The sequence below is a fragment of the Bacteroides sp. 90-K9/2 genome, from assembly GCF_047310725.1.
Taxonomy (GTDB): domain Bacteria; phylum Bacteroidota; class Bacteroidia; order Bacteroidales; family Bacteroidaceae; genus Bacteroides; species Bacteroides vicugnae.
This window is the reverse complement of record NZ_JBCGVL010000001.1, coordinates 295,391-309,769: the sequence shown is the minus strand read 5'-3', so window position 1 is coordinate 309,769 and position 14,379 is coordinate 295,391. Positions and strand designations below refer to the sequence as shown.

Here is a 14,379-nt window from a genome sequence, read left to right as displayed (position 1 = left end):
TATTATTTTTTTCGTAAGAATCTCTCTATATTTCTGACGCACCGATACCCGAATATTCTGATAAGAAGCGTTCTTGTACGGTAATAGAAAAATGCTTTGTGTGAGAACCACGAGTTTTGATAATGATGGATCGCATACGTATATGGAGTCAAAATCACTTGTCGCGAATCGAAGACTTTTGGAGAAAAGTATTCACACGGAAGCACACATACCTTTGTCTGCATATCTATCTTTTCCAATTCATTAATCCTGCTTCCGGATGGAAGATTATATACAGATTTCAGTTTCTGTATCGTCTCATTCATTATTTCCGGTAGCATACGGATATCCATTTGCCCGTCTTCTTTTACAAACTTCCTGTCTTGATAATAATCCAAGCAAGCTTTTACCCAGTCACATCCTTTTTCCGCGCCTATGATAGCTGCTTCGATAGTGCCTGCATTTTCAGCTCCTACAAAATAGGGAAGTTTCAGAAATTCGTCAAAGCTTTTTAGCACTTCTACGTCAGAGTCGAGATAAATACCTCCGTAGTGATAGAGAGCATACATGCGGATGTAATCTGCCGCAAAAGCATATTTTTTGGCTGCAAAAGCCTGTTCTACCCACAGACTGCTTTTCAGATCAAATTGGTTACAGTCCCACAACATAACTTCATAGTCGGGAAGGTGCTTCTTCCAACTGTCCAGGCATTTCTGTATCTTATGCGGATAAGGATCTCCGCTTAGCCAGCATAAGTGTATTAGTTTTGGTATCATGATAATTGATCGCTATAAGGTTGTTTTGTTAATGTTTCGAATAACTCTCTCCATTCTTGTGCCACGTGTTCAATCTTGAAACGTTCCACATTGATGCGTGCTTGTTTGCCCATCTCTTTCCGTACTTTTTCATTCTCAATGAGATAACATATTTTCCCTGCCAAGCCTTCGATATCTCCATTCTCTACCAATAGACCATTTTTGCCATCAGTAATGATGTCGCGCGGACCGCAGGGACAGGTAAATGACACCGGAGGGACGCCACAGGCCATTGCTTCAATGATAACCATTCCAAACCCTTCGAACCGTGACGATAGGACAAATATGGAACTTTCGCAATATTTGTCTACAATATTCGGTACGCTATGCTCCAGAACACAATTGGATGAAATGCCAAGCGAGTCAATCTGTTGTTGTAGTTTTTCGCGCATGCCATCTCCGTAAATGCGTAGCGTCCAATCTGGATGTTGTTCACTGACAATCTTCCAGGCAGGAATCAGGCGGTCGAATCCTTTTTGCGGTACATATCGTCCGACAGCTATTACCTGTTTTTGTGAATTGTCGGAAGATACTCCCGGGTAAAAAGGAAGTGGATTGTATATCACGCTTACATTGTTTAACTCTGTCCATTGAGCGGCATCTTCATGGCTAAGAACGATGAAGCGTTTCAGTTGGCGCAACTGACGTATGAGTTGTCGTCTCCAGTGTTCCTTCACGATCCGTTGCAAGAACATGGGAAGGTGATTGTCATTGAATGCACGGTAGTCGGATTTATTGAAATGGATTTCTCCGATTTTTATGCTTCCGTCTTTCACTTTATTGATGAAATTAATATCACGGCGAAGGAGGGAGATTGTAATATCCGGACGGATGTTGCAGAGGCATTCATTAAGTCTCTTTTTGAACAATCGTTGTTTTTTCCAATATCCGAGAATCCTTTTTGGCAAAGTGCGCCCGTACATTTCATCGTAGTTAATATCCAGTTGGTGGAGGGTGATAGACGGGTGAAGTTCATAATAAGGCTTCTTGTTTTTGCCGTCTGTCAGAATGATATGTATTTCATAGCCGAAATGTTCAGCAAAATAATTTGCTTTTAGCGTTAACACCCGCTCCATACCGCTGGGGTAATAGAGAGAGGGAATGCAGTAGGCTATTTTAATCTGTTTGCTCATCAACTATTGTTTGTAACTTTGGTTATATTTACTGTGTCTTAAATCCTATCTTCTCAATTACTTTTTGCATTTGGGCTTTCCATGATAATGGACGGGCCGATTCGCGAATCTCAAGTGGCGTGGTTTTCAATGACTTCTGAAATTCAACCAACGTCGGGATGTCTACTGGCGATTCGTCAGCAGGAACCTTCCATACATAAGGCATGGAGTCAAAATCTTCGTCCATTTCCGAATATGTGAAGGCAAATCCCCGTGCGGCATATTCACGGTTTTTCAGTGTCTTGATATAAGTGATACCGCTTCGATGGCGTCCGAGGCTACCAATAGCGAAATCTGCTCTTTCAAATTGGATATCCAGTTCCTCACCATGTAATGGTCCGTGCATGATAACATACGGTTCCAAATGATTGTTGCGGACGACAGGCAGAATTTCTTCCCGTTCCCGTTCGCCGGATAGTGGACCGATGATGTGGAAATATACTTTATAATTGGGGTTAGTCCGGTAGTACTCTGCCATTCCGTTCACCATGCGGTCAAATCCATGCCAATAGTGTACTTCGGCTACACCGATAAGATGCAGTTCATGTGAAGTGTCATTTTGGCTTTGCTTCATGGGAATGGCATCAAAGTCTATCCCGTTGGAGATACGTATGGTTTTTCCTCCAAAGATCGTTTCCGCGTTGGAGAAAGTGACAATGCCGTCCAGATGTTTAGCTAGTTGGTGTCGGAAGCAACGGTCGATGAGCAAATAAAATTTCATAGACCGGGAAGTGTATTCCTGATCGTATGGATAAGTTGGAATTTCCATTACCACTTTGGCACCTGTCTGTTTTAACAGTTTCACCAGTCGTAAGGTAAACGGATTGGCGTTGTGATGGGAACGGATATATACCAGTTCGATTTTTTCGCGGCGGGCATATTCTATAATAGGAGAATAATAGACACGTTTCCAAACTTTGGCGGCAGCTCCTGTGCCAAAGTCGGCAATGACTTCGTTATCTACTATCCAGCGGCGTTCACCATAAGCGGTGATATCGTAATGACACAGGCGAACGTCCACTCCACATTCTTTGAGGGCTTTCACTTGATAATGTATTTTCTTACTAATTCCATTGGCTTTGTCAAAGCCATGGAATATAAGGAACAAGGCTTTCATTCGTTATATATAAATCTCTGTATATTGTTTATTTTGTCTATTTACTTTCTCTTACACATGATACTCCGCACTTTCCCTATAATGTCATACTCATGCGTAGCCTGTATATATCCCCCAAAGATAATAAAACTAATTATTCCTTTAGCAATAATTGTCACAAAAATATTCATTCCTTCCAGTACATATTGCATCGGAATAAGGGCTAGCACTATCAAAGTGCTAATTATCAATGGAGAAATAAGCTGACGCATGAATGGCCAGGCACTTCTTTGGAAAGTTACCCGGTACATTTGCCAATAACATTGTATAAAGTTGATGGTGAACGTTATCACGATACAACTTGCCACTGCTGTCAGCGTTTCGAAGTAGAAGATTCCGAGCAATATACCTGCCATGTTGAGTACAGATGAAAATACTCCGCACACAAACAAGCTCCGTGTATCGCCTGCTGCTTGAAAGATGGAACCGGACGAAGAAAGTATAATCTGAATCCCTACGGAGAGTGACAGAATTCGGAATACAGGTACGGACGGCATCCATTGATTACCGAAAATAATAATTGTCACTTCTTCTGCTGTGAAGAAAAGCAGTGCACTAAGTGGAAGACCAATAAAGGCAAGAAAACGGACAATGTGTTCGTAAGAACTTAACAGTTTTCCTTTGTCATTCTGAAAATCACTGAAAATAGGGTGCATCACCGGAGTGATGACTTGTGTGATATTCTGCAAAGGCAGCATCATCAAGCGGTAAGATTTCTCATAATATCCTAAGTCGGACATGCCCATGTATTTGCCAATCAGTAGTTTATCCAGATTTCGACTGAAATAGTTGATGACGTTGAACAGGAATTGGTAGGCAGAATAGGAAAATATCTTCCGGAGTACCGTCAACCCCAATGTGAAGCGCAGCCGTTGCGGATAACGCTGAAAGGAGATAACGAATATCAGTATGCTGGATACAATCGGGTTGATAATTAATGCATATAGTCCTGCTCCGCAAAGGGCAGCGGTCACGGCGGCTGCACCTGCGGAGATTTGAATAACGAAACTACGGATAGCTATGAATTTAAATTCTTTGTTCCGGTAGAACAATGCTCCCGGCACGATGGTGGCAGAGGCAAAAAAGAGGTTGACAGACAGCAGTTGACACAAAGTCCGTAGAGTATCGCTCTGGTAATAATCGGCAATAATCCACGAAGAAGCGAAGAATAAGACACTGATTCCGATACCTGTCCATACGGTGAATGAAAAAATATCCGACAAATCATCTTTAGTCAACGATTTGTGTTGGATGATGGCGGGAGATACTCCCATGTCGGTGAGAAGATTGAAGAACGCGATGATTACGGTAGCGACAGCTACGATTCCGAAGTCATCCGGTGATAATAGGCGGGCCAGTATTCCTGCTACGACAAGGGATATGAAGACGCCGCTGTATTTAGCCAATGCAGTGTAAAATACCCCTGAAAATAATTGACTCTTAATGTTATTAGCCATTGATTGCTTGTTTATATGTTTGTGCGTATGCTTGTCCCACTTTGTGGATGCTCATATTTTCCATGCCGTACGTGTAATTCACTTCCCCTTGTCCCCATGCGGCAAGTCGGCGGGCTTCTTCGAGTGCTCGCAAGATGTCTTTTTTGTTATCGGGATTGAATGTCGGGTTACCGGTTTCGGAAAGCAGTTCGCCGATGTTTCCCACTTTGGGACCTACCACCACTTTGTGATAGAGGAAAGCAAGGGGTACGTTACCCGAATTTAATATGTCTTTCCGTTGGATGAATATCACGTCTGAAGCAGCTATATAGTAGGGCAGGTCACAGTTGTCTATCAGCTCGTCGTTGGCTCCTGCCTGTAGTTTATATATACGGTTAAGCAGTGGCATGAATAGATAATATCCGGCCCTTGAAATCCATCGTTTGAGGAAATTTCTGCCATAGTTGTTGTGTCTTGAAAAAGGATAGAGGCGTGGAGCTAACAGCATCTTGCGTTCCTCATTCCAGCTGCGGAACGCTCCGAGCACCATGCGTATTTCTTCACGATTGCGAAATTTTCCAAAGGCAGTGACAATGAATGCATCTTGCGAGAGATTGAGATATTGGCGTGCGCGTTCTACGCTGATATCTTCTTTGTAAGTGTATTGGTAGATGTGGTGAGGGATCACTGTATTCTGGCTGTCAGGATATCTTGTGAGAAATTCGTCGCGACTGAAACGCCCCATGTGTACGACGATGTCACTCTGCGATTCGATAATATCATAGGCCCGGCTTATGATTTCATTAGCATAATGTGGACGGACATTGTGTCGTGTGTAGATAAACCGTGTTCCTCGTGAACGAAAAAAACGGATACGTTCTTCCAGTCGGCGAATAGTGTCGGGGTTGCTACATGTCCAGCCTATAACTTCTTCCGGCCATTGGAAATGTATGATATCATAATCCGTATCCGAGTCCCAAAACTCTTTTGTGGAACATCGCACGTCAATGCCAGCCATCCTGATCGCATCGCACAAAATTGGTACGAACAAATTGTCCGTATCCCCGTTTTCTCTAAAGACAATGAGTGCTTTTACCGATGGATTGCTTGTGTCTTCACTCTCATTCATGTTTTTTCCTTTGATTTTGAACAGCTAAGCTGTGCCACAAAGGTAATAAAAGATATGAAAATAACTATCTTTTTTTGATCTTCTTTTCATTGCTCGGCTCCTTGAACGAACCATTCTTCTTCTTGTTCGCACCAAGCTTCCTGTATTTTAAGAGTATAGCCTCTTCTTTATTGGCATTTCTCGTTTAACAGAGCTTTTACTATCTGGTAACAAATGTTGTGAATGTTGATGACACAGAAAAACGTTCAGCTAAATACTACATAGTGAAAAAAACATCTATCATACTATCATGCATTTTAATAGTCTCCTTACTATTAGAAGAATAAGTATGATAGATGGCTTTAAAAAAATGTATCTATCATACTTTTACTAGCAAAAACAGGTTATCTATCATCTACAAAATAGCCGAATAAAAGTCTTATATGCATGAGATAGCTTGCTTTTGTTGTAATTAATCCGTATAAATACGATTATCATGGCTTAATAATCCAACTTTAACAGCGATAAGTTTATAGCCCACATCTGTGTGATGCACAGCCCATATGTGTAGGCTGTACGGTTTACATGCGTGGGCTATACAGCCTGCATGTGTGAACTATAGAAAGACCACCGCTCCCAATAGATTATTAAGCTGTCAGATACAGGTTATTTCCTATAAAGTGTGCATCTTTATGCCTTTTAAAGGCTAATTTCATCTAATACTATACTAAAATAGACATAGTATAGACGTGATAGATACCTGTTTTTTGCAATAAAAATATGATAGATACATTTTTTGAAAGTCATCTTTCATGTTTATTCTTTTGATAATTAGATGATTATTGAAATGTATGATAGTATGATAGATGTTTTTTTTACCTATGTACTATGTCGTTCGAAAATTTGATAAAAAATAGTGGGATGCCTGGAGACCACATGAGAATTCATGAGGCGAACAAAAAGAGCGGGGCACTGTTATAGAAGCCCCGCTCTTTTTGTTATTTCTAATTATTATTTTTTTATTAAGCAAACTCTTTGTATATATCTAGCAGTGACTCTGCTGTGTTCCGCCAAGAGAACTGTTGGCTGCGTTTTAATCCATATTCTACTTGTTTCTGATAGAATGTTTCATCACTTTCCAGTTGCAGTATTTTTTCTGTAATGTCTTTAGTATTAAACGGGTCGGCTAGTAAAGCACCTTCCCCGGCTATTTCAGGCATAGCCGATGTATTACCTGCTATGATAGGTGTTCCACAGGCCATTGCTTCCAACATCGGGATACCAAAGCTCTCCCGAAGAGAAGGATAAAGGAATGCGAATGCTCCAGCATAAAGTGCTGGAAGATCAGTATTCGCAATGTATCCGGGGAAGCGAAGATAACTTTTGATTTCAGTTATCTTTTCTTCTTCCAAGATCCGGTCGATAGCGTCTTCTTTGAGGTCGGCAATAAGTAATGGGAGTTTTTGTACCGACTGTTTCAGGTAGTCGCTGTATGCTTTTAATACTCTTGGGGTATTCTTTTTAGGATCAGTATTTCCCAAAAAGAACAGGTAGTTTTCTGCATCGATATATTTCCGGGTTATCTCAGGAGCTTTCGGTTGTAGATGGAAGTGACTGTTGAAGCCATTGTACACAGCTACTAATTGTTCTTCTGGTAAGTGTAACGCTTCGAGAATCCGCTTTCGTTCGAATTGTGAGACAGTGATAATCTTTTTGCATTTGGGAAGTATACGGGGGACGACGAGCCGACGATAATGCCACCCCATTTCCTGATACCATGACAGGCTGGACGACTGTCGTTTTTCTAGGTAAATAATGTCATGTAGTGTCAGCACCAATGGTACAGGACAATGGAGAGGAGCCGTGTTGCTGGTGCAATGTAACAGATCAGGTTTAATGCTTTTCACTGCTCGAGGAAGAGCCACTTGTTCCCAAAGCGGATATGTGGGGCACTTTAATTCGATGATATGTACATTGTCCGAACTTTCGAGGCATCTGTCTTCGCCCGGACTAATAAAGATAAAGTATTCATTCTCATGATCCATTTTCTGTAACTCTCGAATTGTTTCGAGAGCGACGAAATCCATTCCATGTTTATTAGGACGGAAGATACGTTGGGCTTCAATGGCTATTTTCATAATCTTTTCTTTTTAGTGGGGTGATGATGTTTTTCTTTCTTATTATAATAAGGCTTTTTTTAAAGTTGCTGCGTTAAGTAAATTCTGGTTATGAATGTTCTTCTCCATGCTCTGTATGGATGAACTTCTTGTAGGCTCCTTTCAACTTAAATAGATTGGCGATAGTGGTAAGTGCCAGCATGGGTATCTTGATGATAGCTTTTCCTAATTGCTTGTTGAGCAGGTTGTTCGGTATAGGGAGTATCATTGCTGCTATCTGGGCTGCAGATAATATCCACCATTTAATGGCTATTGTCCATTCGTGTCCGGAGGAATTGCTTTGAAGGCTTAACCAGATGCCGATAGCAGTGAAAATAAGCGTCAGTCCGAAAACAGCTGCCAGTTGTATCAATCGTGGCGGAAGCATCCATTGTATTATTTTGTCACAGTAGTCGATATTGCCTTGACAGATTGCTTTCCATAGTCCGGACAGTGAACTGCGGAGAATGCCGAATTGTGCAGCTATCCAACGTTTACGTTGATTGCTGATGGCTTCTTCTTTCTGTGTCTTTTCGTCATAGATTGGTATCTGTGGCAGGTAAGTGGTGTGAATTCGTTGCTGTAAAAGCAATACTTCCAACTCTTTGTCTTCACCTGCCGTTTCGAGGTGTTTCACATTTTGCCTGAACCACTCTGCTTCAAAAGCCATTCCTGAACCGGACAGAGCAGCTGAAAGTCCAAGGGCGTTGTGCCCACTGCGGAAAATGCCGTTATTGATTTCTTCGCTAATACCGTCGAGAACAGAAATATCTGTGTTCAGGTTCTTGCCTGTTCGGTGAGCTTGTACAGATTTTACACCGTTGTCAAATGCACGGTTTACTTCTGCCAGAAAATCCGGGGAAGTCAGGTTGTCGGCATCCATGATGACTACAATGTCGTAAGGTTCGCCTTCGATAGAATCTATTGCCATTGTTAGGGCTTTAGCTTTGGAGCTTTCTTTGTAATCCGCTATCAGTAGGCAAATAGGCAGAGAACGCAGTGTGTCATTGGTTGCAAATTGCATTTGGTCGGAAATAACGATGACGTCGAATAATTCCTGTGGGTAATCCTGCTCTAGGAAACTGCGCGCGGAGGACACAATAACACGGTCTTCCTTGTAAGCTGGGAAGAGTACGACAAAACGCCGGAATGTGCGGGCTTCCGGAAAATGGGGTGCCCGGTAGAATTTGGAGGCAATCGCGTATAGCAATAAGTAGCATACGCAAAGTCCAAGGAGGGTGAAGAGAATCCAATCGACGATATTCATAGTATTTAGAGTTTATACAGTGGTAGTTTGCTTTTCGGATAATTCGTATAGGGGAGTACCTCCCTTTTTCGGTAGAATAGTGCTCTTCTTTTCAGATGAAGAGCGGAAAAGCCCGGAATTTACTCCATAGAATACTGCAGCGCTTAAGTCGAAACGTCCTTTAAGTACATAGACCAGGCTGTTTTTTGCGGCAGCGATGGTACTTTGATAGAGGATGGAGGCGATACGGTTCCATCCTTTCAGATTGCGTCGTGCATAAAACAGACGGTTGCGCGTCAGGAAATAAGTACGCAGTTTGCTTAGCTGTCCTGTACTTTGGCTTTCTTTATGAAAAACGGTACAGCGAGGGTCATACCACAGTTCATATCCAGCACGGGTCATACTCGTACTCCAGTCTAATTCTTCGTAATAGAGAAAAAATATCTCTGGCATCATTCCAACTTTTTCAATGACTTCCCGCTTTATCATCATGGCGGCGCCATGCAGGTAAGGAGTGGGGTGGGGAGTGTCGAATGTACCATCATCCGGACAGTCGAATCCCAGCATATTGTTACGTAGTGTGATTTGTGATAAAGGGGTGAAGCCGGCAAACTGTATGTGTTGCGGTGGAAATGCGAAACGTATCTTAGGTGATACTCCTCCTATTTCCGGACGACTTTCCAGTCGTTCTATTAAATATGCGATATTGTCTGACTCAATGTAGGTGTCATTATTAATAAGGAATATATATTTGCCTTTTGCTGCCCGGATGCCTATGTTATTACCACCGGAAAAACCACCATTCTCATTACTGCGGATAGCAATGACGGAGGGATACAGGTTGTGTATTTGGGTTGCTTCGTCTTCGCGTGAGGCATTGTCAACAACAATGATTTCGTAGCTCACAGAGTGTATCTTGCTTTGCAAGGACTCTATCAACTCACAGGTGTCTTTGAATCCGTTATAGCAGATTGTTATAAATGATATGTCCGGAGTATTGTTTGTCATTTTTGTTCGTTGAATTCTTGGGTGGATATTAAATCTTCTTCCGTTACTGTTTCTTCTTCCGCTTTCTTTTCGCTGATACGTTTGTCAATATGTGGAGCAGCAAAACAGAGTGCGAATCCTATATATACAGTCAATTGATTAGGGTATTGCATTACGTCGTTGACATAAGCGGCTATGAAAAAACCTGCGTCCATGCATATCCATGCTGCTATTAATCCGCGTAAACTTTTATTGCGTACTTTAAACATTAATATCCATGAACACCACGCAAAGAGGACACCATGAATGGCAAGATAGAGAATCAGACCGACGATTCCTGTCTCTACCCAAACGGCTACCAACCATGAGTCGGGAGGATAGGGCATTTGTTCTTTTGATTCAAAATTTCCAGCTTTAGAGAGTCCGATGCCGTATCCGATAGGTTTTCTTGCCATCAATTCTTTCATTCTTTGCCGGTTTTCAATACGTACGAGGTATGAAGCGTCCTCCGTAGGATGGAAAGAGGAACGCATTTTGTGGATATATTGATTTCCACTTCCAATATTGGTATAATAGAAAAACACAAATACACTAATGGATATGAATATGCCGCCTAATAGTGCTTTCCAGTTTTTAGCTATGATGGTTATCATTAGCATACCACCCATAAGAACACCCATGGCAGAACGGGTTCCGGAAATCCCCATTCCGTAAATACCGCAAAAAGCGATAAAAAGGAAGTAGATACGCTTCCATCTCGAATCAACAAAAAATGCAGCAATGGCGAAGGTGACTGCCGACATGGCAGCGTGTACACCATAGTTTGCGGCATCTGAGAAGCAGGAGAAGTAACGGATTCCCGACCAGATAATGTGAGTGCGTGCGCCTCCCAGTACATGCAAGAAATAAAGGTCTTTGGAGCTGAAACCATGATTTTTTTGCCAATAACCTTTTAGGGTGAATATTATGACGAATATCGACCATATTATTAGCAGTAGTTCAACGTCCTTCTTGGTACGTATGACAACCGGAACGACGAATGCACATATTAACGAAATGAGGGCGTATGGAGTGAGATTGATGTTCCATGCTGCCATCACATTGTTGGGATTCAATATTTCTGCTACGTAAAACAGTAGCCAGACAATAAAGAGGTAGGTCATTATATTTTGACCGGGTTTCCAATTTGTACGCTCGTCATTGCTAAGTTGTATTAGACAGATGGCGGTAAACAGTAAGATAAGTACCATTGAGAATAGTCCTGTCTTAACGTTTACAAGCATACTTACCGCAATCAGCGCAAACTGTGCGGCAAGCAGGATATGGAATGTAATTACCCTATTCGTCATCGTCCTCGTCTTCTGCTTCTTTTGCTTTTCTCTTGAGGTTGAATATCATTTTTTCTGTTAATGACAATTGACTGAAACGGTAACCGATTCTACGTAATAATGTATAGGGAGGAAGTTGTCCTGTAAAGTCCTCTGTTGCTTCGCGACAAGCATTGGTGAGGCAGAGACGGAATGGAACATCAGTTTTACCCAGTTGTTGCATAAGTTGTTCGCAAAGTTGCTTGTCAATAGTTTTCCAACCACGGTCTGCTGGGGCTACCAAAATGTTGGCGTTAGCGTCATGTAGTAGCGCACTCGGGATATTACTCTTAGACAATGGTGGATAGGCAACTATCAATATATCTTCTCCTTGTAAAGTATAAAAGTCTGTGATATTTTTTGCAAGCAGGTATTGTGTGGAGTCTGTGTTGAAATCTACTCCGTAGGTAATGAATCTTGTATTTAGCATACGGCTTTGCATATATCCACAGATCAAATTTCCTAGTTCTTCTTCCCCGGAATGGTCGCTGGTACTGAAGAGGTTGATGATGAATACACCTGGAGACTTGCGCTTGGTTAAGAAACGAAGTAACGCATTACTCAACTCTTTTATGGAAATTTGGACATAAGTTTTGGCTAATCCACCATAACGGGAGGATTTTGTACTGGGAACAGCGCCTATAACTTTGAAACCGGTTACTCGTTTGCTACGACTGGCATCTCGTAGAGTTCTGTCAAGCATTTCAATCAACAGTAATAAAGCTACTATAATAATAAAGCTTCCTATACAAGCGGCAATAACAATTTGCTTCCGGTTAGTTGAGTTGGACGCAATCGGATAGGTCGGCTCATTCAATACCTTTAAGGTCGCAGAAGTCATTTCCAAATTCTTCTTTCTTAATAAGGCTTCATTGTAGCTTTGCAATACAGTCAGATAATTACGTTCGGTAAAGTTGATAGAACGTTCTTTTTGCTTGATAGTTGTACCTACCGGTGCGAAAAATACATATCGCTCGTTCAATTCCTGACGAGCATTTTGCACGATAAGGAGTTCTGCTTTAGCTTTTTCATAGAGTAGGGTTTGTTCTAGCCACTGATCGATGATATTGGTTCGTGAAGCACCTTCTTTGGTGTATTTATGACCAACGTAAGAAGTTGTCAGATCATTCAGTTCTTGCTTGATTTTAGCTAACTGCTTTTTATCACTTTCTACTGACTGAGAATCCTCTTTCTTGGAATCAGTCATTGCTTCAGCTTCTGAAATTCTGCTGGTAATGTTGGATGCTTCTCGCAGTTTATCTACAAACTCCATGTTTTTGAGCACCTGTTTGGCATTACTGTCCATGTGTTTTTCTAATTCTTCAAGCATGGATCTAGTGCTATTGAATGCAAACAGTGCATCTTGTTCTCTTAGTTCAAACTCTTTACTGATAGCAGCTATTTCTTTTGTTTCATCCAGATAATTGATGATACGTTTTTGTACGTTATATTTGGTCAAATCCTCTTCTTCCAGTCGAAGCTGTTTGCCAATCCGTGCCAACTCTTCTTCGAAATATTTGATTACTTTATCTGTTTCCCCGTAACGTATACGGCGGTATTCTTCTACAAATTCATCCATCAGGATACTGACAGTATTATAGACAATACCGGGATCACCAGATGAGTAACTGATGTCCAACAAATCACTGGTCAAACGGCGTTGCACTTTTATATTTTTCAGTGCATTATAGCTGTAAAATGGGTGATTATAATAAAATAATCCATATATGTAGTTGTCTCTGTGGGGGCGCATATATGCTTCCAGATTGGCTACTGTTTTGTCTTCACTTGATTTATCGATTAGTTTCAGTATCTCATTACCATTTGGACTGTTTTTTAAATGATTGTAGGTGTAGTTGTAGCTGGAAGCTGTAATACCGTTATTTTCTTTATCTGGACTTCCTTGGATGAGGATACGGGCAAATAGCCGCAAGCATACTCTTTTGAGTGTACTTTCAGCTTGCATGATACTGATTAGATTATCCATCGAATTCTGTACTGTTGCCCAGTCGGTACGCTTATCACTCTCCAGGTTATATCCTGATGCTACACCTGTGTAGAGTGTAGCCTTTACATCATATCCTCCCCGCATGTGGCGTGTATAATATATGACCATCAATGTGAAGAGAGCGGTTCCTATCAATATCAGCCAACGATGGCGAAAAAGGGTCCGTATAATAGAAATGATAAAGTTCATATCTTAGTTTTTTATTTTCGTATGATGGGGGTGCGTGAAATAACTTCAAGTATCATTAAACTCTTTGTTAGTTCAAACTTACTTTTCTCATATGCTTCACGGGCTTGAGACTGACGCTCTTTATCTGTCGATAAATCCGTAGACTCTATCGTTCCGTTAGCAAAATTCTTTTCAGATATTTCATATTGCACATTGGCAAGCACAAGACTCTCGCTTCTCATCTGAAGAACTCTCATCTGTGAGGTAGCCATTGCGTACATCTCAATAATATTCTTTTTGATTTCGTCATACTTCACTTCCCGCTCCAACTCTGCACTTTTTAATGTGAGTCTTTGCCGACTGACACGTCCTTTGAGGTCGAATAAATCATCCAAGGGGATGCTTAAACCTGCGCCTACTGTGTAACCGTTTTGTGCCTGGGTGGAGTAGGTAAGATATGGGGCGACTGCCACGTCCGTATAGGTGGACTCATTACCGAACATTCCGTATTGATAGCTCCCTCGTAAACTGAAGAAACCCAAAAATGCCCATTTTTCTTTTTTGAGTAATTTGCGTTCTATCGTTGCCTTTACATCCGCCATCTCATAGATGGGACTGTTTTTAGCGTTTTCGAATAAAACTGATAGTGGGGGGAGAACTATTTTACTATAATCTTCTTCACTTAGTTGAGAATAGTCAGACACTTCTTGTGCAACTACACGAGTGGTAGAGACGAATAGAAGTAATAGCCCCGAAAAAAAACATATAAATTGCTTCATAA

The 14,379-nt window shown here is 41.4% G+C and carries 11 protein-coding genes; all 11 read right to left on the bottom strand.

The genetic code is table 11. The features are described from left to right. Nucleotides 1-2: 2 nt before the first annotated feature. Complete coding sequence (locus tag AAHJ11_RS01080) at nucleotides 3-755, bottom strand: glycosyltransferase family 32 protein (RefSeq protein ID WP_320974660.1); 753 nt, start codon at nucleotides 753-755, stop codon at nucleotides 3-5. Then, nucleotides 752-1,927: a glycosyltransferase family 4 protein gene (locus AAHJ11_RS01075; RefSeq protein WP_281219746.1), complete on the bottom strand. Its 1,176-nt coding sequence runs from the start codon at nucleotides 1,925-1,927 to the stop codon at nucleotides 752-754. Before AAHJ11_RS01075 ends, AAHJ11_RS01080 begins: the two co-directional genes overlap by 4 nt. Before the next feature lie 28 nt (nucleotides 1,928-1,955). Further along, a complete protein-coding gene (locus AAHJ11_RS01070; protein ID WP_320974661.1) occupies nucleotides 1,956-3,083 on the bottom strand; it encodes a glycosyltransferase family 1 protein in 1,128 nt (375 codons plus the stop codon). Between the two features lie 41 nt (nucleotides 3,084-3,124). Then, entirely contained in the window at nucleotides 3,125-4,579 is a 1,455-nt protein-coding gene (locus tag AAHJ11_RS01065) for a lipopolysaccharide biosynthesis protein (protein WP_281219744.1), read from the bottom strand. Further along, nucleotides 4,572-5,687 carry a glycosyltransferase family 1 protein gene (locus tag AAHJ11_RS01060; RefSeq protein ID WP_281219743.1) on the bottom strand — a complete coding sequence of 372 codons (1,116 nt, stop codon included), beginning with the start codon at nucleotides 5,685-5,687 and terminating at the stop codon, nucleotides 4,572-4,574. The genes AAHJ11_RS01065 and AAHJ11_RS01060 overlap by 8 nt, the downstream gene beginning before the upstream one ends. A 1,001-nt stretch (nucleotides 5,688-6,688) precedes the next feature. Next, the gene (locus tag AAHJ11_RS01055; protein ID WP_320974662.1) at nucleotides 6,689-7,804 is read right to left on the bottom strand and encodes a glycosyltransferase family 1 protein; all 1,116 of its coding nucleotides are present in this window, start codon (nucleotides 7,802-7,804) and stop codon (nucleotides 6,689-6,691) included. 88 nt (nucleotides 7,805-7,892) lie between these two features. Further along, nucleotides 7,893-9,089: a glycosyltransferase family 2 protein gene (locus AAHJ11_RS01050; protein WP_320974663.1), complete on the bottom strand. Its 1,197-nt coding sequence runs from the start codon at nucleotides 9,087-9,089 to the stop codon at nucleotides 7,893-7,895. Between the two features lie 12 nt (nucleotides 9,090-9,101). Further along, complete coding sequence (locus tag AAHJ11_RS01045) at nucleotides 9,102-10,076, bottom strand: glycosyltransferase family 2 protein (protein WP_320974664.1); 975 nt, start codon at nucleotides 10,074-10,076, stop codon at nucleotides 9,102-9,104. Further along, nucleotides 10,073-11,404, bottom strand: coding sequence for an O-antigen ligase family protein (locus tag AAHJ11_RS01040; RefSeq protein WP_320974665.1), 1,332 nt, complete (start codon nucleotides 11,402-11,404; stop codon nucleotides 10,073-10,075). The genes AAHJ11_RS01045 and AAHJ11_RS01040 overlap by 4 nt, the downstream gene beginning before the upstream one ends. Next, complete coding sequence (locus tag AAHJ11_RS01035) at nucleotides 11,394-13,619, bottom strand: hypothetical protein (protein WP_320974666.1); 2,226 nt, start codon at nucleotides 13,617-13,619, stop codon at nucleotides 11,394-11,396. Before AAHJ11_RS01035 ends, AAHJ11_RS01040 begins: the two co-directional genes overlap by 11 nt. Before the next feature lie 11 nt (nucleotides 13,620-13,630). Then, a complete protein-coding gene (locus tag AAHJ11_RS01030) occupies nucleotides 13,631-14,377 on the bottom strand; it encodes a TolC family protein (RefSeq protein ID WP_055236218.1) in 747 nt (248 codons plus the stop codon). Nucleotides 14,378-14,379 lie beyond the last annotated feature (2 nt).

Bases quoted from the DNA above. Each gene is read 5' to 3' on its own strand.
- AAHJ11_RS01080 (WP_320974660.1), bottom strand. From the start codon at position 755: ATGATACCAAAACTAATACACTTATGCTGGCTAAGCGGAGATCCTTAT.
- AAHJ11_RS01075 (WP_281219746.1), bottom strand. From the start codon at position 1,927: ATGAGCAAACAGATTAAAATAGCCTACTGCATTCCCTCTCTCTATTAC.
- AAHJ11_RS01070 (WP_320974661.1), bottom strand. From the start codon at position 3,083: ATGAAAGCCTTGTTCCTTATATTCCATGGCTTTGACAAAGCCAATGGA.
- AAHJ11_RS01065 (WP_281219744.1), bottom strand. From the start codon at position 4,579: ATGGCTAATAACATTAAGAGTCAATTATTTTCAGGGGTATTTTACACT.
- AAHJ11_RS01060 (WP_281219743.1), bottom strand. From the start codon at position 5,687: ATGAATGAGAGTGAAGACACAAGCAATCCATCGGTAAAAGCACTCATT.
- AAHJ11_RS01055 (WP_320974662.1), bottom strand. From the start codon at position 7,804: ATGAAAATAGCCATTGAAGCCCAACGTATCTTCCGTCCTAATAAACAT.
- AAHJ11_RS01050 (WP_320974663.1), bottom strand. From the start codon at position 9,089: ATGAATATCGTCGATTGGATTCTCTTCACCCTCCTTGGACTTTGCGTA.
- AAHJ11_RS01045 (WP_320974664.1), bottom strand. From the start codon at position 10,076: ATGACAAACAATACTCCGGACATATCATTTATAACAATCTGCTATAAC.
- AAHJ11_RS01040 (WP_320974665.1), bottom strand. From the start codon at position 11,404: ATGACGAATAGGGTAATTACATTCCATATCCTGCTTGCCGCACAGTTT.
- AAHJ11_RS01035 (WP_320974666.1), bottom strand. From the start codon at position 13,619: ATGAACTTTATCATTTCTATTATACGGACCCTTTTTCGCCATCGTTGG.
- AAHJ11_RS01030 (WP_055236218.1), bottom strand. From the start codon at position 14,377: ATGAAGCAATTTATATGTTTTTTTTCGGGGCTATTACTTCTATTCGTC.